The sequence below is a fragment of the Yoonia sp. 67-2 genome, from assembly GCF_035117555.1.
GTDB lineage: Bacteria > Pseudomonadota > Alphaproteobacteria > Rhodobacterales > Rhodobacteraceae > Yoonia.
On the sequence record NZ_JAYKPK010000002.1, the window covers coordinates 414312 to 436784 of the forward strand.

22 protein-coding genes are annotated in these 22473 nt (G+C 54.9%); 14 read left to right on the forward strand and 8 right to left on the reverse strand.

From position 1 onward, the window contains the following. Position 1: 1 nt before the first annotated feature. A complete protein-coding gene (locus VOY09_RS05290; RefSeq protein WP_322893346.1) occupies positions 2 to 1816 on the reverse strand; it encodes an iron ABC transporter permease in 1815 nt (604 codons plus the stop codon). A 191-nt stretch (positions 1817 to 2007) separates the two neighbouring features. Between VOY09_RS05290 and VOY09_RS05295 the strand changes: the two genes are divergently transcribed. The 5 genes from VOY09_RS05295 to VOY09_RS05315 all read left to right on the forward strand — a co-directional run bounded on the left by VOY09_RS05295 (position 2008) and on the right by VOY09_RS05315 (position 6779). Next, a complete protein-coding gene (locus VOY09_RS05295; protein ID WP_322893347.1) occupies positions 2008 to 2946 on the forward strand; it encodes a diacylglycerol/lipid kinase family protein in 939 nt (312 codons plus the stop codon). Then, positions 2943 to 3749 carry a metallophosphoesterase gene (locus VOY09_RS05300; RefSeq protein WP_322893348.1) on the forward strand — a complete coding sequence of 269 codons (807 nt, stop codon included), beginning with the start codon at positions 2943 to 2945 and terminating at the stop codon, positions 3747 to 3749. Before VOY09_RS05295 ends, VOY09_RS05300 begins: the two co-directional genes overlap by 4 nt. Positions 3750 to 4031: 282 nt before the next feature. Next, positions 4032 to 4931, forward strand: a complete 900-nt coding sequence (locus tag VOY09_RS05305; RefSeq protein ID WP_322893349.1) for a hypothetical protein — start codon at positions 4032 to 4034, stop codon at positions 4929 to 4931. Positions 4932 to 5173: 242 nt separating this feature from the next. Continuing rightward, the gene (locus VOY09_RS05310) at positions 5174 to 5830 is read left to right on the forward strand and encodes a pseudouridine synthase (protein WP_322893350.1); all 657 of its coding nucleotides are present in this window, start codon (positions 5174 to 5176) and stop codon (positions 5828 to 5830) included. 265 nt (positions 5831 to 6095) lie between these two features. Beyond that, a complete protein-coding gene (locus tag VOY09_RS05315; RefSeq protein ID WP_322893351.1) occupies positions 6096 to 6779 on the forward strand; it encodes a fumarylacetoacetate hydrolase family protein in 684 nt (227 codons plus the stop codon). 59 nt (positions 6780 to 6838) lie between these two features. On the opposite strand, the gene VOY09_RS05320 is transcribed toward VOY09_RS05315, so the two are convergent. Next, entirely contained in the window at positions 6839 to 7531 is a 693-nt protein-coding gene (locus VOY09_RS05320) for a FadR/GntR family transcriptional regulator (RefSeq protein ID WP_322893352.1), read from the reverse strand. Between the two features lie 168 nt (positions 7532 to 7699). On the opposite strand from VOY09_RS05320, the gene VOY09_RS05325 reads away from it, so the two are divergent. The 5 genes from VOY09_RS05325 to VOY09_RS05345 all read left to right on the forward strand — a co-directional run bounded on the left by VOY09_RS05325 (position 7700) and on the right by VOY09_RS05345 (position 12424). Further along, entirely contained in the window at positions 7700 to 8614 is a 915-nt protein-coding gene (locus VOY09_RS05325) for a fumarylacetoacetate hydrolase family protein (protein ID WP_322893353.1), read from the forward strand. A gap of 64 nt (positions 8615 to 8678) precedes the next feature. After that, the gene (locus VOY09_RS05330; RefSeq protein ID WP_322893354.1) at positions 8679 to 9701 is read left to right on the forward strand and encodes an ABC transporter substrate-binding protein; all 1023 of its coding nucleotides are present in this window, start codon (positions 8679 to 8681) and stop codon (positions 9699 to 9701) included. Next, on the forward strand, positions 9701 to 10510 hold the full coding sequence (locus tag VOY09_RS05335) for an ABC transporter ATP-binding protein (protein WP_322893355.1): 810 nt from the start codon (positions 9701 to 9703) through the stop codon (positions 10508 to 10510). The genes VOY09_RS05330 and VOY09_RS05335 overlap by 1 nt, the downstream gene beginning before the upstream one ends. Beyond that, positions 10507 to 11370, forward strand: coding sequence for an ABC transporter permease (locus VOY09_RS05340; RefSeq protein ID WP_322893356.1), 864 nt, complete (start codon positions 10507 to 10509; stop codon positions 11368 to 11370). Before VOY09_RS05335 ends, VOY09_RS05340 begins: the two co-directional genes overlap by 4 nt. 1 nt (position 11371) lies before the next feature. Continuing rightward, on the forward strand, positions 11372 to 12424 hold the full coding sequence (locus tag VOY09_RS05345) for an Ldh family oxidoreductase (RefSeq protein ID WP_322893357.1): 1053 nt from the start codon (positions 11372 to 11374) through the stop codon (positions 12422 to 12424). Between the two features lie 80 nt (positions 12425 to 12504). Here VOY09_RS05345 and VOY09_RS05350 read toward each other — a convergent pair whose 3' ends face one another. Further along, positions 12505 to 14733: an NADP-dependent isocitrate dehydrogenase gene (locus tag VOY09_RS05350; protein ID WP_322893358.1), complete on the reverse strand. Its 2229-nt coding sequence runs from the start codon at positions 14731 to 14733 to the stop codon at positions 12505 to 12507. A gap of 349 nt (positions 14734 to 15082) precedes the next feature. On the opposite strand from VOY09_RS05350, the gene VOY09_RS05355 reads away from it, so the two are divergent. Beyond that, on the forward strand, positions 15083 to 16600 hold the full coding sequence (locus VOY09_RS05355; protein ID WP_322893378.1) for a malonyl-CoA synthase: 1518 nt from the start codon (positions 15083 to 15085) through the stop codon (positions 16598 to 16600). Positions 16601 to 16880: 280 nt separating this feature from the next. On the opposite strand, the gene VOY09_RS05360 is transcribed toward VOY09_RS05355, so the two are convergent. From VOY09_RS05360 to VOY09_RS05370, 3 genes are all read right to left on the reverse strand, one after another. After that, a complete protein-coding gene (locus VOY09_RS05360) occupies positions 16881 to 17738 on the reverse strand; it encodes a tyrosine-type recombinase/integrase (protein WP_322893379.1) in 858 nt (285 codons plus the stop codon). A gap of 113 nt (positions 17739 to 17851) precedes the next feature. After that, complete coding sequence (locus VOY09_RS05365) at positions 17852 to 18199, reverse strand: hypothetical protein (protein WP_322893359.1); 348 nt, start codon at positions 18197 to 18199, stop codon at positions 17852 to 17854. Further along, positions 18199 to 18423: a hypothetical protein gene (locus tag VOY09_RS05370; protein WP_322893360.1), complete on the reverse strand. Its 225-nt coding sequence runs from the start codon at positions 18421 to 18423 to the stop codon at positions 18199 to 18201. Before VOY09_RS05370 ends, VOY09_RS05365 begins: the two co-directional genes overlap by 1 nt. A gap of 175 nt (positions 18424 to 18598) precedes the next feature. Here VOY09_RS05370 and VOY09_RS05375 point away from each other — a divergent pair, with 175 nt between their 5' ends. From VOY09_RS05375 to VOY09_RS05385, 3 genes are all read left to right on the forward strand, one after another. Next, positions 18599 to 19033 carry a helix-turn-helix transcriptional regulator gene (locus VOY09_RS05375; protein WP_322893361.1) on the forward strand — a complete coding sequence of 145 codons (435 nt, stop codon included), beginning with the start codon at positions 18599 to 18601 and terminating at the stop codon, positions 19031 to 19033. 725 nt (positions 19034 to 19758) lie between these two features. Continuing rightward, positions 19759 to 20586, forward strand: coding sequence for a phosphoribosyltransferase (locus tag VOY09_RS05380; protein ID WP_322893362.1), 828 nt, complete (start codon positions 19759 to 19761; stop codon positions 20584 to 20586). Positions 20587 to 20591: 5 nt separating this feature from the next. Then, the gene (locus VOY09_RS05385; protein ID WP_322893363.1) at positions 20592 to 21161 is read left to right on the forward strand and encodes an AAA family ATPase; all 570 of its coding nucleotides are present in this window, start codon (positions 20592 to 20594) and stop codon (positions 21159 to 21161) included. Here the strand turns inward: VOY09_RS05385 and tmk are convergent. Beyond that, positions 21141 to 21824 (reverse strand): dTMP kinase, encoded by a 684-nt coding sequence (gene tmk, locus VOY09_RS05390; RefSeq protein ID WP_322893364.1) that lies wholly within the window; start codon positions 21822 to 21824, stop codon positions 21141 to 21143. The two genes, VOY09_RS05385 and tmk, sit on opposite strands and share 21 nt — an antisense overlap. Beyond that, on the reverse strand, positions 21821 to 22473 hold a 653-nt coding region (locus VOY09_RS05395), incomplete at its 5' end, for a hypothetical protein (protein ID WP_322893365.1). The genes VOY09_RS05395 and tmk, both read right to left, overlap by 4 nt.

Below are 22473 nucleotides of genomic sequence, written 5' to 3' on the forward strand. Positions count from 1 at the left end.
GTCAGCCTCCTAATCCGTCGCCAAGGCCCGTGCGGGTCAGTTTCTGCACCAGAACGGTGCCGCCCCAGGCGATCAGCGCGATGATCAGCACCACCGCATTCGCGGCCTGGGTGTAGTTGTAATCAATCAGCCGCAGCGAATAGGTGGTCAGCACGTCGGTCGAGGGTGTCGCCAGGATGATGAACAGGCTGACCCCTTTGATCCCCGCGACGAAGGGCATCAGAATGCCGATAACCAAGGCTGTCCGTTGGATCGGCCCGATGATGCGAAACATGCGTTTCCACCACCCGGCGCCTGCGACGCGCGCGGCCTCTTCCGGGTCGCGGCCAAGCTGCGCCATGGCGGCAATGCCAGAGCGCGAGGCGAAGGGCATCTGATCGGCGATCAGCGCCAGCATCAAAATCCAGATCGTGCCGTAAAGCGGCGGGATCGGGCCGCGTGCGACAGCAAAGAGCGACAGATAGGCAGCAGCAAAGGCGATACCCGGCACCATGTAAGGCATGAAGGCCAATTGCCGCAGCGCCGCGCCGAGCAAAGGCCAGCTTGTGCGCGACACGACATAGCCAACCAGCAGCCCCAGCACGCCCGATGCAAGTGAGGCCAGCCCGACGATGGACAGGCTGTTCCACGCCGCCTCCCAAAGCTCTGGGGTAAACAGGACACCATTGCGCAAGGCAATCGTGCCCAGATCGCGCCCGATCCAGTAATCCAGCGTGAAATTCTCGATATTCAGCCGACCGGGCATATGGGTGATGGTCGACAAAAACAGCACGCCGAGCGGCAGCACGACGCCCAGCACGAAAAACCCGCCAGCCACACCCGTCGCCGCCATACGCCAGCGACCCAGACGGCGGGTACGGTCCATCGCACCCTTGCCGCCGATGGTGACGAAACGGCGCGCCTCGCGCATCAGGTAAAGATCAAGACAGATCGACATGATCCCGATCAGCATGATCGCGCCCGCAAAGACTGCTGCCGCCCCAGTTTGCCGCGAGGAGATCGCGCGGTACAGCGAGGTGGACAGCACCTCATATTGCACCGGCAGACCCAGGACATAAGGCACGGCGAATTCGCCAATCGCATCGGCAAAGATCAGCACCGCCGCCGACAATAGCGCCGGGCGCAGCAAGGGAATCACCACGCGGCGCGCAACTGTGGCGGGGTTGGCGCCAAGGATGCGGGCGCAATCTTCAAGCTGCGCGTCGATCCGGCGCAAGCCATTGCCGACCAGCAGCAGCACCATTGGGATATAGGTCAGTGTCATGATCACGATGATCGGCAATTGCCCATAGGCGAGCCAATCGGGGGGCGACAGCCCCGCCGCTTCGGCCCAGCCGGGTTGGCCGCCGATGGTGCGGTTCTTGAAAACGGTCGTCCAGGCCAGCGCGAAGGTCCAGCTTGGCAGCATGTAAGGCACGATCAGCGCGGTCGAAAACCATGCGCGGCCCCACATATCGGTGCGATACAGCAACCATGCGAGACCACTGCCCAGCACCATCGCGATGATCATCGACAGGGCGGCGTTGATCAATGTTTCCCGCAGCGGCACCCAGAACAGAAACTCCGCCATCGGCGACAACAGAATGCGGTCCAAGTAATAGAGCGTGAACGCGCCGGTTTCCGCGCCCACGCGGCGCGCATCGCCCAATTGTACAAAAAACATATCCGTCAGGATCGCGATCACCGGCGCAAGGATCAGCAACAGAAACGTCACCAGCAGCAGCACCCCGATCAGCGTCGTCGGATCATGCCAGCCCATGGCAAGGCTGCGTCGGATTTTCGCGCTGGCGATCCGTGATGAAAAGGCTGTCTGCATCGGTTTGTCCCTATCGACTTGCGGGCAACCTAGGCAGGCGATGTGACAGTTTCATAAATTTTTGCACATATGTGCAAAAATGTTTGTGCGGCTAGTCTGAACATACTTTCGGACCAGAGCGGTGGGCAGGCAACCAATGGCCTGCAAAGGCGTTACACCCACGGCCATGCACAAAAATGAAAGAAACAAAGATGTTGTCGCACACCGATACGATCACGCCGCAATCGAGCGACATTCTTGTCCTTGTCAACGCGGGGTCCGGCAAAAAGTCCGGGAATGAAAAACACACCGCCCTGATGGACCGGATACAGGGACAAGCGGGCGTGACGATCAGGGAACTGACCCCTGATATGGACATCACGGAATATGCTGCACGCGGCGTGGCAGATGGGTTCAGCACAATCGTCGCCGCCGGGGGTGACGGGACCATCAGCGGGGTTTGCGCGGGACTGTCCGGGGCGGATGTAAAACTTGGCGTTGTCCCACTGGGCACATTCAACTTCTTCGCCCGTAGTCTTGGCATTCCGGATGACCCGTGCGAGGCGTGGGATATTATCCTTGCCGGCCATTGCCGAAACGTATCGATTGGTGACATCAACGGACAACGTTTTATCAACAACGCGAGCATCGGGGCCTATGCGACTGTGCTGCAAGTGCGTGAAAACGTGTACGAACACTGGGGTCGCAGCCGGTTGACCGCCTATTGGTCCGTGATCAAGGCGATGTCGACACGTTATCGCTCGCTCCGCATGCGCATCACAGTCGAAGGTGATACACATGAGATACGCTCACCAATGGCCTTTGTCGCCGTGCGGCCTTATCAGCTTGAGGAATACGGGCTGCCCGGTGTCCAGTCGATCCGCGACGGTGACCTTGTCTTGTATCTGGCACCAACCGGCGGGCGGCTTAACTTGCTGAAGACTGCAATAAAGGTCTTACGGCGGAATGTGCAACAAAACGCGGATTACACCATGCTCACCGGACGCGAGATCGTCATTGAGACGTTTCGGCGCAAACGTCTGGTCGCATGGGACGGTGAGCGCAGTCAGATGAGCGATCCCTTCCATTTCAAAATGCTCAAGGATGATCTGAACGTGATCGCACCCCCAATGACCGAAAGTGACCAATGACCAAACTGGCCCTGATTGCCGATCTTCATTTCGGAACAGAAATGGAGGATCTTCTGCCCCATCTGTTGGCGGCGATTGAAACGGCACGTCCGGACCATGTCGTCATCGCAGGCGATTTTGTTCAGCGCGCCCGCGCCGCGCATTTCGAACCGGCAAGGGCATTCATCGACAGGTTGCCGGTCCCTTGGATATCGGTGCCGGGCAATCACGATATTCCGCTCTACAATATCGCGGCACGTCTGCTGTGGCCGCGTGCCGCCTATCGACGGTATATCACGCACGACACGGAACCGACCATTCAGACTGACAACGTCAGGCTGATCGGGATCGATACGACCGATCCGCGGCGCGTGCAGCGTGGCCGCATTGATCAGGCACAGATCGAAAGGGTCAGTGCCGAAATCAAAAAAGACGATGGACGCCTGACCGTGATCATCGCCCATCATCCTTTTCATCACAATCCTGAGGTGGAAAAGACCCTGATGCGCGGTGCCGCCCATGCGCTTGAGGCCTGGTCCGACTGTGGCCCTCACGTCATTCTGTCAGGCCACCTGCACAGCTTTCTGGTTGAACCGTTCGTCACCCGCAAAGGCGCAGGTCAGACATTGCAAATCCATTGCGGCAGTTCCGCCTCGACCCGGCATCGCGGCAATCCCAACGACCTCGCAATTCTCGACATCTCGGGATCGGGGGTCGACATCACCCGCCACACTTTCGCGCCCGCAAAGGGCTTTACACAACAAGCGCATTATTCCTATGCGGTGACGCCATCAGGCTGGAAGTCAAAATCCGATCTAAAGTAGCGGAGCAGTTCAAGCCTGACGGGCGGTCAGGATGGTCTTGAACGTCAGGGTTCGTACCAGGCAAGCGGGCATGATGCCGGGTTGTGGCAGCATATAGGCCGATTTGGCATGTTTGGCCGCCAGACACGAAATGTGAAGGTTGAAATACTTGATCTGTGTGTGAAATCACGCAATCCTACAGTCAAGGATCGGGCCGCTCGGCGACGCCAGTGAAACACATTTTTAGAACATAACAATCAGTCGCATCGATTATTTTTAAACCATTCAAAGGTTACCTGGACTATGAAACGCTTATTCTCACTCATAGCGGTCAATGTTTTACTTTCCGCGATGCCGATGCAAGCGGCCGTCGAAGGCCCGGCAGCGCGCGCCCTCGCAATCCTGATTGATGAACTGCAGCGTGAGGGTTTTGACCAAATAACAGTCAGCCCCCGAATTTTTGGTGGTTATGTGGTCGAAGCGCATAATGGGGATGAGGCGTTGCTTGTCGCGCTGGACCCGCAGGACCCGCAGGACTTTACTCCCCAACTCACCGAACTTTTTGAGGCCGACGACCAGTCTGGCTTTTTCGGCAATGTGCAACGGCCTCTTGATCAAGCGTCGCAAGCCGTCGTTGCACGTTATACAACTCGGCTTGCGACATCTTTGGATCAGGGGCCAGCGACTGATGTGTCTGCTTTCCTGAGAGGCGCTGACGCAGATCCCATTACGGCAGGCTTCACGCAAAACCGCAGCATCAGCTCTAATGACGAGACCGTTGTCATCCGTCAAAACGAGACGCTTGGCATGCTGACGCCTGTGACAACCACGATCAAAACCAGCACAGATCAAACTACCGGCGCGGTCAACAGAACCTCGAATGTTATCGAGCAGCGGATGACCTTCTCGACCGAGCAGAGCAGTCAAACTGTACGGATGACCGGCACGGACGCATTTAATTCAGAGATATTTACCGCGCCGGACTCGGTACGCAATTCAATCATTGATAGTGTGAACATGCCATCGACCGGGGCTGCGATCAATCAGGCGGGGCTCATTGATCAGATTGCCACAACGACGGAAACTTTGTCCCGGAATATGCCAAACGGGCTACCCGAAGGTTTTCCGACCAACATCCGCGAGAATATCAGAGCAGTGCTGACGCCGCCTGCTGGCGCTGTAAACGGCGGTAGTACGCAATAACTGCTATTGCATCGCAGTGACGCCTTGGTCAGTTTAAGGCGGTGTGGTTCTCGACTACATGATCAACTGCGACATCTCGGCAGGCCGGCTCATCGCGATGTTCTCCCGACGAGCTTTAGCAAGACGTAAGATGCAGGTATGGGCCGGTTGAGGGAAATTGACATATGGCGAAGACTGCAACTGCCCGCATCGACAAACTCTTGTCGACAATGGGCTATGGCTCGCGCAGCGATATTGCGCGCATGGCGAAAGCCGGGGCTGTTACCCTTGATGCACAGCGGCTTTTTGATGCCACCAATCGCATCCCTGTCACGCCGGACTTGCCGGCGCGTATGGTGATCAACGGCGCGCCACTTGATCCTGTGGTGGGTATGGTCATTCTTTTGAACAAACCCTTAGGTATGACCTGTTCGCACAAAGAAGACGGCCCCCTTGTCTATGACATCCTGCCGGAACGGTGGAAACGGCGTCATCCTAAGGTCTCGACAATCGGGCGGTTGGACAAGATGACATCCGGTCTGCTGTTGCTGACGGATGATGGCGATCTGTTGCACCGTGTCATCAGCCCCAGACATCACGTCAGGAAAACGTATCGCGTCACGCTTTCCCGACCGTTCAACGGGACCGAAGGTGACCTGTTTGCCGCGGGCGGTTTGATGCTGGATGGCGAGGACAAGCCGTTGGCACCTGCGACATTGGATGTGGTCGCGGAAACCGAAGCCCTGCTGACGGTGACCGAGGGCCGTTATCATCAGGTGCGGCGTATGTTTGCGGCGACCGGTAATCATGTCGAGGCTTTGCACCGCGAAAGCCTCGGGAGCCTGTCTCTGCCAAGTGATATGGTGCCCGGGCAGTGGAAGTTGTTGAATGGAGACGAGATAGGTTTAATTTTTCAATAAGTTAAAATGGCTCCCCTGACAGAGGGTTACGACGTTCATGCGCTGAATTCAGCGAAGACTTGGCTCGCGATCAGATGCAGGCCATTAATGGGGGCTCCGGTATACGAAACCGATCCGGTCAAGGCTGCGTTTTGTTCGTTTGTGGCAGACTCTGGCTGTCAGCAACCGGAACATCTGCGCCAACCAATCCGATGATTGGTAAGATTGACCTCTCCATATGCGGTATCTACCAGTGATTGAGAATTGAAAAATAATGGAGCGCCCCATGTCTGATTTTGTCATCCCGTCACCGCCAGTTGCGACCATTCCAGTGGCATCGGGGGGGGCTTTTCCTGTGCGCCGAGTATATTGTATCGGGCGCAACTATGCGGCGCATGCAATTGAAATGGGACATGATCCGGATCGCGAAGCCCCGTTCTTTTTTCAGAAGAACCCCAATAATCTTGATGCATCGGGCGAGTTTCCCTATCCGCCCCACACATCGGACGTGCATCATGAGGTCGAACTGACGGTCGTGTTGAAATCGGGGGGGCAGAATATTCCTGTCGCACAGGCGTTGGACCATGTTTATGGTTACGCATTGTCGCTGGATATGACTCGCCGTGATCTTCAGGGCGAGATGAAAAAGGCCGGGAGGCCTTGGGAAATCGGCAAGGCATTCGAACGCTCTGCCCCGATTGGTCCGATCAAAACTGTTGCGGAAGTCGGCCATCTGGACTCGGGCGCGATCACGCTGAAGGTCAATGGCGAATTGCGGCAAGAAGGTGATCTAAACCAACTGATCTGGAAAACGCCCGAGATGATCTCTTATCTGTCAGAGTATTTCGAACTCGCGGCTGGTGACGTTATCATGACAGGCACCCCCTCTGGTGTCGGGCCTGTCATTGCAGGCGATGTGATGGAAATTGAAATCGCAGGGCTCGGCGGAATGACCGTGACCGTGACTTAAGCCAAGGCGGCCCAATCAACCCACATCCGCAAGGCCGTGTCGCCATTGCGGATGTGGGTTCAAGAAAATTCTTTCGGCAATGTCAGTCCCATTGATGGCAAAATGCGCCCATAGACCGATTTGAGGTGGTCCGTCATGGATTGTGCTGCCAGATCGGCGTCGTGATTCAGGATCGCCTGAACAATCAGATCATGTTCAGTAAAGCTTGAATAGCCGACTGGCGGTCTCTCGGTCTTTCGTGGCTGACCCCAAACCACAGATCTGCGCACGACATTCAAAGTCTCGAAGTAATACAGGTACAGCTTGTTCTTTGTCGCGCGGGCAATGGTGTGGTGCAGCGTATTGTCCCACGCCTCATACCCGCGCCAATCCGGTGCATTACGGCAGCGATCGGCGCAGATCTGGATTTGAACATGATCAGCCTTCTTGCCGTAGATTGCGGCAAGGCGGGCCATTTCCGGCTCGATCGTGAACCGGACAGACACAACCTGCTCTGGTGCCAGTTGGTCGCGCAGATAGGTCACATCTTCAAGGTTCAGCACCGGCCGCGCCCCGACAAATGTGCCGCGCCCGACGTGTCGCCAGATCAACCCCTGTCCTTCGAGTTCCGACAATGCCCGCCGCAATTGGTTGCGCGTTACACCAAGCGTCGCGCACATCTCGCGCTCGGGCGGCAAGCGGTCGTTATGGGCATAGCCGTCGGTGTCGATCATCTGTCTGACGCGCTGCACCAGCAATTCTGTCTTTGACATCGCATTTAACCCAATCTGCATATTGGTTGATTGATTTCAACGATACGAACGCATCTTGTAAAGGCCAAGATGGCACAAGGCCACGTTTGGTCAGGACTGCTGATCAAACGCACGATCAAAAGTATCAGCAAAGGGTCATGCGCCCCACTGATCGTCGAGGAGGAATTTATGAAGCTTGCGACACTTTCGATTGAGGGCAAACCCTCTACCGCAGTTCAACTGACAAGCGGTCAGTGGCTTGATATTGCAAAAGCCGCGACTGGTCATGCGGATAGCGCCCTGACCTCGGGGTGCATGCAGATGCTGATCGCCGGGGGCGACGATGCAACAGCGGCCCTGAAGACGCTGATCGCACGCGCCAATGACGGACAGCATGCAGATGCCATTGTATCAGACGCGGCCCTGATGGCCCCGATTCCGGTGCCGCGAAAAAACATCTTTTGCGTCGGACGCAATTACGCGGAGCATATCGCTGAAGGCGAAAAGGCGCAGAACATCAAGGTTGGCGTCACAGAACATCCTGTGTTTTTTACCAAACCGCCCACATCCATCGTCGCGCCCGATGGCGATGTTCTGGTTTTTCCATCGGTGTCAGAGGCGATTGACTACGAAGTTGAACTTGCCGTCGTGATCGGCAAGGCCGGACGCAATATCGCAAAGGAAGATGCTTTCAGCCATGTGTTTGGCTATACAATTCTTAACGATATCACCGCGCGGGACGTCCAGCGACGTCATGGCGGGCAATATTTCAAGGGCAAAGGTCTTGATGGATCTTGCCCTGTTGGTCCGTGGATCGTGACCGCCGATGCGATCAGTGATCCCCACAACTTGTCTATCGGCCTGACTGTCAACGGCGAACAGCGGCAGAACGGCAATACGGCCGACATGATTTTCGACATCCCAACGCTGATTGCGTCCCTGTCTGAAGGGCTGACGCTGGAACCCGGAGATATGATCGCGACCGGCACACCTTCCGGCGTGGGCTATGCAATGAATCCATCTTCGTTTCTCAAAGAGGGTGACGAAATTGTCTGTGACGTCGCGGAGGTCGGGCAACTCAAGAATACCGTGCGCAACGCATGACGTACGGAGCCATCCCGTAAAACGGGGACAAATAAACGTAGACACAAAGGGGAGGAGACCCAAAATGACTACCAGAAGAACATTTAACACGCTCTTGGCGACCATTCCAATGGTTGCCCTGATGAGCACGGCGGCACTGTCGCAAGAGATGCGCAATGTCACTTTTGCCCAGCCCAGCCCGTCGGCTATCAATTCATTCCCAGTCTTCGTCGCAATCGGGGAGGGCTTTTTTGAGGAGGAGGGCCTGAACGTGACCGTCGAGGCGATCAACGGTTCGGGTCCGGTCTTGCAATCATTGGCCGCAGGGCAGGCGCAGTTCGGGCGTCCTGGACCAGGCCCGGTCCTGGCTGCGCATACGCGCGGCGTGCAGCCGGTTTTCATCTATAACCTGGCCGCACGCAGCAATTTTGGTGTCGTGGTGCGTGAGGAATCCGATATTCAGGGCCCGGAAGACCTGCGCGGCAAAGTCGTCGGCACCGGCACGGCTGATGGTGCTGAAGTTGGTTTTGCACGCAATGTGATGTCCAGCGCTGGCATGACCGATGGCGTGGATTATGAATTTCTGACTGTAGGTGATGGAGGCCCTGCAACGGTTGGTTTTACGACCGGCGCAATTGATGCCTACTCATCCTCCACAGCGGATGCCGCAATTCTGAACCAGCGAGGCATGGCGGTGCGGGACATCACGCCACCGGAATTCGCGCGCTTTTTCGGCAACGGGATCGTCACAATGCGGGAAACGATTGATAGTGACCCTGAATTGGTCGAAAAGTTCATCCGCGCATTTGCGCGTGGTCATGCCTTTGCGCTGGACGACGCCAATCGTGAAGCCGTGCTTGGTCATCTGCGCGAAGGCAACCGGCAAGAAGGTGAGGATGCTGAATTCCAGTCTGCCTTGTTTGATGCTGTGCGCGCACAGACCATCCCCGCGGATATGAGCAATGGGCTTGGCTACCAGCCACCTGAAGTCTGGGAAGAATGGCAGGACAGCCTTGTGGCTGGTGGTGAGATGCCCGCCCCGCTCGAGGACCTGACGGTTGCCTATACCAATGATTTCAGCGCAATGGCGAATGAGGCGATGCAGTAATGGCACTTTCCGCAGCCACAATTGATGGGCATGCCGCAGTTGCTGAGCCTGTCTACGAACTTACCCATGTCAGCAAGACCTACGCACGCAACAAAGTCATCGCACTTGATGATGTCAGCCTGACACTTCGCAAGGGCAGCTTTTCATCGGTGATCGGGTCAAGCGGCTGCGGAAAATCGACCCTCCTCAAGATCATGGCGGGATTGGTCCCGCCGACCAAGGGGCGGGTCGTTTTGCAGAACAAACCGGTTATCGGCACTCGCCGTGACATCGGCATGATGTTTCAGCAGGCAACGTTGTTTCCGTGGCGCACAACGATTGAGAATATCGTGCTGCCGATTGAAATTCGTGACGGTCGCGCCGCTGCCGAAAAAGCCAAGGCAAAGGCGCGTGATCTGTTGGAAGTTGTCGGTCTCAAAGGGTTCGAGGACGTGTTTCCCAACGAATTATCCGGTGGCATGGCGCAGCGCGCGTCGATCTGTCGGATGCTGATCACCGAACCGGCTGTTCTGCTTTTGGACGAACCGTTCAGTGCTTTGGATGAACTATCCCGCGATATGATGAACATGGAATTGCAGCGCATCTGCAACGAGCAGAATGCGACTGCATTTCTGGTCACCCATTCTATCCAAGAGGCCGTGATCCTGTCGGATGACATCTATGTCATGAAACCCCGGCCCGGTCGTCTGGCAGAGGTTGTGACCGTCGATCTGCCCCGGCCCCGGACGCTTGATATGATGACAACGCCGAAATTTGGCCAGACCGTTGATTACATCCGCGGGCTTTTGGACAAGGGAGAAGAGATGTGACCGACACAAACGTCCAGCTTGAAGAAGAGATCACTGCGGATACTGTCTGGGTCGAAGATGTTCCCCTGCTCGACAGAATTCCACGCAGTATTCTGTTATTGTTCGTCTTTGCGGTCTTCGTCGGCCTGTGGCAGATCGCAACCAGCTTTAATCTGGTGTCGAGCATCGTGCTGCCAACACCAGGTGAGACATTCCAGGATATGATTTTCGTGGGTAAAAACCTGTTGACGGGTGATTACATGCTGCCCGCTCTTTGGATCACGTCGAAAGAGGTGATCTACGGCTTTGCCTTGGCGATCACGATTGGCTTCTCGCTGGGTGTTTTGGTGGGTGAAACGGCCTTTGGTGAACGGGCGATCATGCCCTATCTTGTCGCCTTCGACACAATGCCAAAGGTGGCATTCGCGCCTTTGTTCATTGCGTGGCTCGGCTTTGGGATCGAATCCAAAGTGGCGCTGGCCGCCTTTATTGCGACTTTCCCGATTGTTGTGGGCACAGCCGCCGGCCTGCATGCGGCAGATGAGAATTCACGGATGTTGTTCAAGACCATGGGTGCCAGCCGTTTGCAGACGTTGATCAAGATGAAGCTGCCAATGGGTCTGCCACAGATATTCACAGGTCTGAAAATTGGTGCTGTCGGTGTCATGGCCGGTGCCATCACGGCAGAGTTTCTGGGCGGCGGCCGAGGATTTGGCGAACTGATCCGCGTGGCAGCATCACAATTGAACACACCGCGTGTCTTTTCGCTGATCTTTTATCTCAGCATTCTGGGCCTTGGGCTGTACGCGCTTGTCACCTTTGCGCAGCGCAAGATCGTGTTCTGGCACCGCGACTCTGTCGGCGACCGCTACGGTGGCTGATGTGGATAGCGCTCCTGTTGCGGTCGAGAGGCTCGTTGCTTTCGTCGCCGCGGCACTAGGCAGTCACGGCGTCCCCACAGCCGATGCGGCCAAGGTTGCGACGGTCATGGTCGATGCGGATGTCTACGGCTACGATACGCATGGTGTCTTCCGGCTGCGCCAATATATGGCGCGGCTGCGGGACAAGGGCTGCAACCCGGCGGCGCAAGTCACAGTCGCGCAAGAGACATTGGCCACTGCCGTTATTGATGGTGACAACGGTCTGGGTCATCTCGCGATGCGTGCCGCATGCGATCTGGCCATGACCAAGGCGCGGCATGCAGGGATCGGTTGGGTCGGGGTGAGACGGGGTAATCACGCAGGTCCACTGGCACTATATGTCCGCCCGCAGGCCGAGGCAGGGATGATCGGCATGGCTGCCGCCGTCGGCAGTGCCAATCATGTGCCGCCCTTCGGTGGAACGGATTTGCTGCTGGGCACCAACCCTATCGCGATTGCGGCACCCAGTGCTGATCCTGATCCCTTCATCATAGATATGGCGACGACCGTTGCCGCAATGGGCAAGATCAAAACCCTGATCCAGCAGGGCAAACCCATGCCCGAAGGCTGGATGGTTGGACGCGACGGCGCGCCGCTGACTGATCCGAGCAGGAAATCAGACGGCTTTTTGCTGCCCATCGGTGGTGCTAAAGGTTTCGGTCTGTCCGTTGCAATCGGCCTGTTGGCGGGCGTTCTGAACGGTGCCGCTTTTGGGTCTGACGTGGTGGATTTCACCAATGACACCGTATCGCAGACCAATACCGGCCAGTTTGTGATGGCGCTTGATCCGCTGGCATTCGGCGTGACGGACTTCAGGCAGCGGGCAAAACAGGTCTTTGACGAGATGCGCGCGTCAGAACCGCTTCCCGGACATGACGCAGTTCGTCTGCCGGGCGAAGGCAAAGGCGAACTGGCTGCTGCGCGGCGGCAAAATGGGCTGCATCTTCATCCGGCTTTGCGGCGTGATCTTGCGGCTTTGGCCGACGAATATGGGTTGGAAGTGTCGTTGACTTAGGTTTGGCCCGGTTTGGGCAAGTATATTGAGACGATTGATGCCCGCCTTTGAAAAAGGCGGGCATCAGGGTTTTTGTCAGATCAGATATCGCTCAGGATTCTTTTCAGAGTCTCGGATGAGCGCATCACGCTTTCAGTTTTTTGCGCATCGGTCAGGTAGTAGCCGCCCAGATCAGCAGGGCTGCCTTCGGCGGCGGACAATTCTGCAAGGATCGTATCCTCGTTCTCTTCCAATGCCTGTGCGATGGGTGCGAATTTGGCCAGCAGATCCGAGTCTTCGTTCTGTGTGGCCAGTGCCTGCGCCCAATACAAGGCAAAGTAATAATGGCTCGAACGGTTGTCCGTCTGGCCTACTTTTGCTTGTGGTGACTTGTTCTTGTCCAGTACACCCTGCGTTGCACGATCAACCGCATGGCCCAGGATCCGCGCCTTTTCATTCGCCTTGGTTTCGGCGAGGAATTTCAGGCTTTCGCCAAGGGCGCAAAATTCCCCCAGCGAATCCCAACGCAGGTGGTTTTCTTGGGCCAATTGCTGCACATGTTTCGGCGCAGACCCGCCAGCGCCGGTTTCGAACATGCCGCCGCCGTTCATCAGCTTGACGATGGACAACATCTTGGCCGAGGTGCCCAGTTCCAGGATCGGGAACAGGTCGGTCAGATAGTCCCGCAACACATTGCCCGACACGGCGATAGAATTCTTGCCTTGGCGAATGGTTTCAAGCGACAGACGCGTAGCCGCGCGCGGTGTCATGATCTGGAACTTGTCGGCCACACCTGCGGCGTTGAGGATCGGCTTGACGTATTTGATCAGCTCGGCGTCATGCGCGCGGTTTTCGTCGAGCCAGAAAATCGCCTGACAGCCTTCTGCTTTCTGACGGCTGATCGCCAGCTTTACCCAATCTTCGATCGGTGCTTTTTTGGTAGAAGCCGACCGCCAGATGTCCCCGGTTTCGACGCTATGTTCCAACGGAATGTCGCCATTTGCCAGAACGATGCGGACCGTACCGGGATGCGGGATTTCGAAGGTTGTCGGGTGTGATCCGTATTCTTCGGCTTTTTGTGCCATCAGACCGACGTTCTGCACTGTGCCCGATGTACGCGGGTCAAGCGCGCCGGTTTCTTTGAAATACCGCACGGATTCATCATAGATCGGCGCATAAGAACTGTCGGGGATGACGCAATTGGTGTCAGCCTCTTTGCCATCCGGCCCCCAGCCTTTGCCCCCTGCGCGGATCAGGGCGGGGATCGACGCGTCAATGATCACGTCGGATGGTACGTGCAGGTTGGTGATGCCCTTGTCTGAATTGACCATATAAAGCGCTGGACGATCCGCCATGACCGCGTCGATCGCGGCAAGGATTTCATCGGCTTTAGGCATCGCAGCCACTTGGTTCAGCAGCGCGCCAAGTCCTGAATTCGGGTTGATTCCGGCAGCATCAAATTCGTCGCCATATGTGTCAAAGACCGGCTGCAGGAACACTTTCACAGCATGGCCGAAGATGATCGGGTCCGACACCTTCATCATCGTTGCCTTGAGATGAATGGAGTAAAGGATGCCTGCAGCTTTCGTGGCTTCGATGGTTTCCAGCAGGAAAGCGTCAAGCGCGCGGGCCGACATGAATGTGGCATCAACCACGGTGCCTGCCGTATAGGCCACGCTTTCCTTCAATATGGTGATGCTGCCGTCTTCGGCAACAAGCTCGATCCGCGCCTCACCTGCTTGTTCCGCCGACAGGGTGACGGATTTTTCGTTCGAGAAAAAATCATGCGCGGACATCGTCGAGACGGTGGTCTTACTGTCCTTGGACCATGCGCCCATCGAATGCGGATTGGACATGGCATAGTTCTTGACGGCGACAGCCGCGCGACGGTCTGAATTGCCTTCACGCAGAACCGGGTTCACTGCGGACCCTTTGATCGCGTCAAAGCGTGCACGGATGGATTTTTGCGCGGGGGTTGTCGGCTCCTCAGGATAGTCTGGAATAGCATAGCCTTTGGCCTGCAATTCTTTGACTGCCGCGACAAGCTGCGGCACCGATGCAGAGATATTCGGCAGCTTGATCACATTGGCATTGGGCTGTTTCACCAGTTCACCCAATTCGGCCAGATCGTCAGGCTGACGCTGATCGGCGGTCAGGTCTTCGGGAAATGCCGCGATAATACGACCAGCAAGCGAGATATCCTTGACCCCGACACTCACCCCCGCAGCTTTTGCAAAAGACTGGATCACAGGAAGAAGCGACACCGACGCAAGCTGTGGGGCTTCGTCAACTTTCGTATAGATGATATCTGGTGTGTCTATCTTGGTCATGGGTCTGTGCCGATCTTTTGTTGGGGTTTTATCTGGTTTCGTCCTAACAAGGGAATGCTTGATATCCTGCGAAAACGCAACAATGCGCTTCAGATTGCTGCTGTGAATCCACTGATTTGCGCGACCTATTGCCTCCTGTCACAGGTCCTGCAGCCAAGTCCGTCATGCGCAACGTCTGATCGACGCGCGCTATGACGTAAGGCCCCATCTCGCCGCAAGCCGGATGCCTCCGAAAAGGCATGAGGATGAGCGGAGATTGACAGGCCGTATCGCAACAACGGATCTAATCATCGTAGTAAATTGTGAAAAAATGTGAAAAAAGCATAGGAATTTCAATACGGGAAACATCATCATGAATACCCTTTTCGACCGCCTGTTCGGCAGGCATGCTGGCAGCACGAACCCGTTCCTGATCGTTCCGGGTGGCGAAACGATCAGTTATGATGCTTTTCTGCGCATGGCCGCACGCATCGCCCATGTCCTGTGCGCGCAAGGGCTGGTGCCCGGCGACAGGCTCGCCGTTCAGGTCGAGAAATCGCCGCAGGCGCTGGCGATTTATGCCGCCTGTGTGCAGGCCGGGGTGGTGTTTTTGCCGTTGAATCCGGCCTATACAAGTGACGAACTGCGGTATTTCATCGAAAATTCAGGCGCGCGCATGGTGGTGATTGACCCGCGAGATCAGGATGCGTTGCGCCCGATGCTGACTGACCTCGGCGCAGAGTTTTTGACATTGAACGCTGATGGCACGGGCAGCTTGCCCGACCTCGCCGCAACGATGCCAGACCAGTTTGAAACCGTCGCGCGTGACGCCGGCGATCTGGCCGCGTTTCTGTATACATCCGGCACCACAGGACGTTCGAAAGGCGCGATGCTGACCCAAGCCAATCTCTTGTCCAATGCAGAGACACTGGTGGATTACTGGCGATATACGGTAGATGATGTGCTGTTGCATGCGCTGCCAATTTTCCACACCCACGGTCTGTTCGTGGCGACGAATGTCACGCTTCTGGCGGGTGGGTCGATGATCTATCTGCCGAAATTCGATCTCGATACGATGATCACGTGGTTGCCAAAGGCGACCACAGTGATGGGTGTGCCGACTTTCTATACGCGGTTTCTGGACGATCCACGCTTTGATCGCGCTCTGACGGAGGATATCCGGCTATTCATCTCCGGCTCGGCCCCACTGTTGAGCGAGACGCATCTGCAGTTCGAAGCACGCACAGGCCACCGCATTCTGGAACGTTACGGGATGACTGAGACGAACATGAACACGTCGAACCCTTATGACGCAGAGCGGCGTGCAGGAACGGTCGGGCTGCCGTTGCCCGGTGTCGAGGTCAAAGTGGTTGATCCCGAAACCGGAGCAACACTGCCGCATGGCAAGATTGGTCAGATCGAAGTCCGCGGCCCGAACGTGTTCAAGGGGTACTGGCAGATGCCCGAGAAAACAGCCGCCGAATTGCGCAGCGACGGGTTTTTCATCACTGGCGATCTGGGCCACTTCGATGACGACGGCTATCTGAGCATCGTCGGCCGCAACAAAGATCTCATCATTTCAGGTGGCTACAACATCTACCCCAAGGAAATTGAATTGGTATTGGACGACCAGCCGGGCGTTCTCGAAAGCGCCGTCATCGGCGTTCCACATGCGGATTTTGGCGAAACAGTGGTCGCAATCATCGTACCGCAACCGGAAGCCGATCTTGATGTTGCGGCGATCTTGTCCGCCTGTTCAGACCGGCTGGCCCCGTTCAAACATCCGCGCAAAATCATGCTGCGCAGTAGCTTGCCACGCAACACAATGGGGAAAGTGCAAAAAAATGTATTGCGCGACGAATATGCGGATAGTTTCGTGGGAATGTGAAGGTCAGGTTTAACCATTTTTGCTTGATTGTCTGTGTTAGCTCTTTCGTGAGGAGCACGTTATGTCCGAGCGGCACGACGACTGCCACGCTGCCAGATGATGGTCGTGCATTTGCCCGGATCGACAAAGAGGAAGTCGACCCCGCTCAGCATCTAGCAACGAGAGCTGCTCGATCATGCCCTCAGGCCGCATGGGGAGTTACACCATCTTAGCAGACGTGACCGATTATCTTGGTGACCCCGGCAGGATTCGAACCTGCAACCTGCCCCTTAGGAGGGAATCATTCATTTTCCTGATCTTTCTTTGTTTTTTTGTGCTTGGACGTTTCGTCAGGGGTCGGCTGTACATATTTTGTACGAAACCGCGCCCTGACATCGGCCTCGTCAGTCTCTGCGTGGGCATAAATGCGCATCGGCAGATTAGGGTCTGACCAGCGCCCCGCTTTAGCCGCTGTGACCGGATCGACGCCTTGCCTGACCACTAGTTCGGTGAAGAACCCATGCCGCCCGGCGGGGTGCGCCGACAGATACGGGATGCCCGCGCGCTTGCAGATTGTTTTCCAGCGGTTGTTGTAGCCGGTCGGGCTGCCGTACCCGAATACGCGCGGCGACAACAGTTGACCCGTCTTGAGGTTCTTGGGCCGCTTGGGCTTCAGCGCGACCAACTCGGCCATCATCTGCGGCGAAACGGTGATCCATCCCTCGGGATGGCCCTTCTGCGCCTTGACGCGCACCTCACAAGTGGCTGGTCGCAGATCATCTGGTTCGATGGACACTGCCTGATCAATCCGCGCCGCTGTCTCGAACATGAAACGCACCAAGGCCGCGTTGTAGGGATCGGCTGCGGCACAGAAGGCTTCGATCCAGTCACGCGTCGCAGGGATGCGCTCGATCCGGCTGGGCTTGCGCCGCCTCTGGTCCTGCGCGATCCGCTCGAACTTGTCGTAACGTTTCACGCGCAAAAGCGGGGTGCCCTTATGCTCATGCGCGTTGTTTATCACCGCCCGCGCCGGGGTCACGATCTCGCGCCACCACGTATCGGTGCAGGCATTCGGCTTCAGCTTGCGACCAAGGCTTTTCAACAGCGCGCCAGTGATCGCCCCCAGCGGTATATCCCCGATCTCGTCCAGGATCGGCAAAAGCTGCTTCGCGGTCTTGGCAGACGGGTGGTAGAAATCGACCGCATCGGAAAAACGCAGACTGTGTTCTTCGCCGATCAGATACTTACGGACCTGAAGCTGCGTTTCGTCGTTTATCCAGTCCCTTGCGCCAGCTTCAGTAGTCGCTCGCGTGCTTTGGCGGTATGGACCGGCGATCGGGCGGCCATTGTATTCGACCCAGCCCTTGACCCAGAAGACTGAGCCACGCTTGTAGATTTCGAGCGGCATGCCTGTCCTTCCTCGAAGATGGTATCAATTTGCGCAGGCGTGATCAGCATCGTGCGCCCCAGCCGGAAAAACGCGCCGGTGTCGTTGGCCTTCTCGCGCAGCGTCCGCTCTGAAATCTCGATACCGTGTGTGGCCATGATTTCTACCCACTGGGCGGGCGTCTTGCCGATGGTGAGGATTTGGGACTGCTCCGCGTGTTCGGTGTTCATCATCACCTCACCCCCTTTCGGCGGCTGCGGGCAGCCTTGCGCTCTGCCGTGACGGTGAACTGCGAAACGTACTTCTCCCAAGCCCCACTCGGGATTTTCGGATTGCGTTTGCCGGGGGCCGTGAAGATGTGATCCAGCATGTCTTCGCGGATCAGATAACGGATGTTGGTCACCGGAATGCCCACCCGGTCCGCCAGTTCCTTGGGTGTTTCGAGAAGTTTGGTCATGCTTCGCGCCCTTTTGCTTTGCTCACAAATCAAGGCGATAGAATTCGTTTTGCATTCAGAAAGAAACAAAACTACGCTGATCTTGAATGAATCATGCGTGTCGCCATCGTTCGTATCACTATCAGATAGATATGATTACAAATGAGGTCAACACAAATACAAACGAAAGTTGCACATGGCTGTTGCTGGCCTTGGAAATCGCCTTGCTGCCGTCAGAAACACGGTGCGACTCTCTCAGGAGGAGATGTCGCAGCGCCTTGGCATCAGCCGCAGCGCCTATCAGAACTACGAACGTGGCCAGCGGGACCTGACCGCGCAGCTGCTTCTGGTCATCTATGAAGAGTTTGACGTGGACCCTCTCTGGATGCTGGAGGGCGACACCGAAACTGGCAAAAGTCGCCACCATGAGGAGGCCGCCGTCGCCTACCGCAAAATCGGTATTTCGGTCGATCACCGGATCATTGAACGCGGCTTGGCTATAACGCCTGAAAAGAAATGGGACGCCATCGAATTTCTATTCGATGAGGCCCTCAACGCTGACGCCTTGAGCACTGAGAGTGAGGGGCCAGACATAACAAGAATCGACAGTATTTTGCGACTGGTGAGCTGATGTTAGACGACGAATTCCCGGAAGAAGTGAGAAGGCTGAAGCCGCGTAATGTGCGGATCAGTCGACATGTAGAGCGGTTGCTGGGTGATAGGCCCTCAGACCAGATGAGTGAAGTTCACGGCACAGGACATTCTCTGCGCCCTGACTCAGATAGCCTTAACTCAATCTGCTGCGCGGCTTGCGGACAGACTGAGTATCTGTCCCGTGCCCACTGCCGGTGCGGACACTACCTGCACGGTCAAATCGAAGATGAGTACCTCGCATGGGTTTCCAACCTTCGCGATATGCATGAAATGATTGCCCGCGACACAGAACGGAGGCTTAAGCCGGTTCGGCGGCTGTCGCTCTTCGCTATGCCCCTACTTGTGGGACCCATGTTTTTTGTGTTCTTTTCGACGACAACGTCGCTCACTGATTTAATCTGGTTGGTTCCGGGCTGTGCAATCCTAGCCGTCCTTGCTTTGGCCGATATGTTTATCTCTCGGCACACGACCGAGAGTTCAGCCACCCTCGAAACGGTGAGCTTCGAAACGTTCCTCTTAACCCGCAAAGTGTGAGCTATCTGTTGATGCGTTCTTCTCTTAGCGGGTGCCAACCCAACTTACCACCACACACAGTTCTCCAGTTCGCGATTGGAGCACTTCTCTTCTAGCGCAATGCGCGTTAGTGATAGAGAGAAACGTAACCGATGTGCCTTGATAGGGTCTGCTGATCAGGATTATTTCATGCCTATACTCGAGCACCTACCATCCTTCGATGGACTATTTAGCTGGTTTATTCTCACCGTTCTAGGTCTCTCGAGTGCTATTCTGGTCACTGACAGCGTCGGATTGCTGCCCAAATTTCTTCAAAAAATCATCTTTCGAAATCGTTCAGCTCAAACAATTGAAGTTCTAAAAGAGCTAGGGTTTGATGTTGGTCGAACAAAGCAATTAAATCGTGCATCTAAGATTGCGCAAAATAGGACCCCAGAAAATCTAGAATTTGCTGCTAAAAAACTTACTAATTCTCATAAAATAGTGAAACCAATCTTAGTAGGCAGGATTGATACTGTTGCCACTAGCTCGTTTATTGATCTAATGGGCGCTACCTGCAATCACACTAAAGCAATTGACGCTGCTCAGCAGCTCTCGAGCCTGTGGCGTAATTTGATTAGTAGTTCTGGAGCGAATGAAATTCCTGACTTTGACATTGTTGCCGCACCGAAAGCTGGATCCCCTTTTATTGCCTATGAATTTGCAAAGCTGCACGGTAAGCCTCTGATACTTCACAATGAGCATCCAAAGTTTCAGTCAGATGATGCTGATTTCGCAGCTAATTTTGACGCTGAAGTGGAGCCGAAGAGTGGATCTGTCGTGATAATTGTCGATGATAGTACAACAGGTGGGCGAAAAGCTGAGGAGACTATTATTAACCTTCGAAATGCTGGCTTTCAAGTTTCCGACTTTTTGGTAATATTTGAACCTCAGACGAAAAAATCTTTTGGTCGTAATGCCGCTGAGCGACTATCGAACCATCATGTCCGACTCCACTCAATCATAAAAACTGAGTGAGAAAGTTGAAAATTCTTGTCACAGGTGCTTATTCGACAGGCAAATCTATTTTTGTGAATGAGCTTGCTGGAACGCTTCGAAAGAACGGCTATTCTGTGGCAGTGCTACCGGACTCTTCACGAGAGATCACGCTTCCGCTAAATAGGTACCAAGGTCATGACACTACGATGTGGCTTTTGGCGTGGCAGATTTCAAAAGAGAAAATTTCTTCGTCTATGCTGAAAGCCAATTCGATCATTTTATGTGATCGTGGCGTGCCTGATATTTTATCTCATAATCTAGAATCCATAACACGCAATAGTGGGCTTGAGAATGCACATGCTATGTCCACAGCGCAAGACTGGTGCAAGAGCTATGACCTTTCATTTTTTTCATTGATCGATAAGGCTATCCCTATCAATAATGACTGCCTACGAGTCATAGATCCAAGTTTTCGTCAAAAGATGGAAGACTTTGCTTTAGAGACAACCAAGGGTCTGAGGCACTGTTTAGAGCTACCTTTTCCTTCAGCCGATCGCGTTGTATTCGCAATAAATGAAATAAAACGATATCAATCAAGTAGAGGTTCTTCCTGATGCATGGATATATTGCTTAATTTCGGCACAAATTAACGAAGGTGATCGAAGTATGCCTCGATCAGAAACTTCAACCTGAAGCCAGTCAGAAATCAAGTTATTTGATGCTAGATATTTATAATTTTCACGTAGCTTCTCTTGAAGTTGATCATCAGCTTCATGAATGTCGTGAATTAATCCAGTGTAATCTCGCTTGGCTTTTCTTTTGACAAGCTCCCGCGCTGTCGCAACATCAAGATTCAAAAAAACGTTTAGGTCTGGAGCGCGAAGGCCAAGGACGACAAGTTCAAGATTTGCGACCCAGTCCATTATAGTGAAGCGGTCTGCATCTTTGACTTTTGCCGCCTGATAAGCGACATTTGAAGCCACATAGCGGTCAAATATAACAAAGTCATTTCTCTCAACCGCAGCATCTATTTCGGTTTTGAACTCCAACCGATCAAGAGCATAAAGAACAGATGCCACCTTTGGAGTAACCGGACGTTTTGTTTTTCCATTCAAAAATTGGGACAGCGCTACGCCAGCAAGTGTGTCTCCATACCGGGGGAAATCGATGACCTCGACTGAATTACCGGCGGTTCGGAGGCTTTCCGCTAGTGCATGTGATATCGTGTTCTTACCAACTCCGTCGCCACCCTCGATGGCGATAATATATGCAGTCAATGGAACAGCCTTTGAATTTGAGGATAGTTAGCTGCTAAATTTTTAACAGTGCATGGTGACGCTTTAAATCTTTCGGATGTGTCGCGCATCCACTGATCTCTATGTACGGAAGGCCAATATAACATGGCATCGGATCGTGCTCGTACGAACGACCACAAGGCGATTAGATCGCTAAGTGATTTATTATTCTTGTCTATATCAGTTTCACTGCCCAATAAAGACAGGCTGATAAATCCGTTGCCGATTATGTCGCGTGGACCAACTTTGTTTGAACTTGACCACTGGTAGCTTAAGGTCAGTTCACCAACCTCAAAACACTCAGTCTTAAAGGTCTTTGGAACTACGCCGAGCAACCCAACCAGCGCCACGTATGCAATTTCATCCAATAACCTTGGCGAAACAGTTTCGTGCTTGCCGAGAAGATTGGCGGAATGTGGCTCAATTTCATCAAGAAGCATGTGGCAAGTCCTCGCACGTGTCTCGGGCTGCATACACCAGTGCTCGGCAAAGTGCCAGTTCCGAGAGCGTGTGATGTGGCTGCCAGCGAATGCCTGCGCGAAAAAACGAGCAGCGTAAGCGTTTCCTGCCCCCCACCTTCCGTCTGTCAGCATGATGGGTTCATTGGACCCTGTTGATTGTTGGACTGGAT

Bases quoted from the DNA above. Each gene is read 5' to 3' on its own strand.
- VOY09_RS05290 (WP_322893346.1), bottom strand. From the start codon at position 1,816: ATGCAGACAGCCTTTTCATCACGGATCGCCAGCGCGAAAATCCGACGC.
- VOY09_RS05295 (WP_322893347.1), top strand. From the start codon at position 2,008: ATGTTGTCGCACACCGATACGATCACGCCGCAATCGAGCGACATTCTT.
- VOY09_RS05300 (WP_322893348.1), top strand. From the start codon at position 2,943: ATGACCAAACTGGCCCTGATTGCCGATCTTCATTTCGGAACAGAAATG.
- VOY09_RS05305 (WP_322893349.1), top strand. From the start codon at position 4,032: ATGAAACGCTTATTCTCACTCATAGCGGTCAATGTTTTACTTTCCGCG.
- VOY09_RS05310 (WP_322893350.1), top strand. From the start codon at position 5,174: ATGGCGAAAGCCGGGGCTGTTACCCTTGATGCACAGCGGCTTTTTGAT.
- VOY09_RS05315 (WP_322893351.1), top strand. From the start codon at position 6,096: ATGTCTGATTTTGTCATCCCGTCACCGCCAGTTGCGACCATTCCAGTG.
- VOY09_RS05320 (WP_322893352.1), bottom strand. From the start codon at position 7,531: ATGTCAAAGACAGAATTGCTGGTGCAGCGCGTCAGACAGATGATCGAC.
- VOY09_RS05325 (WP_322893353.1), top strand. From the start codon at position 7,700: ATGAAGCTTGCGACACTTTCGATTGAGGGCAAACCCTCTACCGCAGTT.
- VOY09_RS05330 (WP_322893354.1), top strand. From the start codon at position 8,679: ATGACTACCAGAAGAACATTTAACACGCTCTTGGCGACCATTCCAATG.
- VOY09_RS05335 (WP_322893355.1), top strand. From the start codon at position 9,701: ATGGCACTTTCCGCAGCCACAATTGATGGGCATGCCGCAGTTGCTGAG.
- VOY09_RS05350 (WP_322893358.1), bottom strand. From the start codon at position 14,733: ATGACCAAGATAGACACACCAGATATCATCTATACGAAAGTTGACGAA.
- VOY09_RS05365 (WP_322893359.1), bottom strand. From the start codon at position 18,199: ATGATGAACACCGAACACGCGGAGCAGTCCCAAATCCTCACCATCGGC.
- VOY09_RS05370 (WP_322893360.1), bottom strand. From the start codon at position 18,423: ATGACCAAACTTCTCGAAACACCCAAGGAACTGGCGGACCGGGTGGGC.
- VOY09_RS05375 (WP_322893361.1), top strand. From the start codon at position 18,599: ATGGCTGTTGCTGGCCTTGGAAATCGCCTTGCTGCCGTCAGAAACACG.
- VOY09_RS05380 (WP_322893362.1), top strand. From the start codon at position 19,759: ATGCCTATACTCGAGCACCTACCATCCTTCGATGGACTATTTAGCTGG.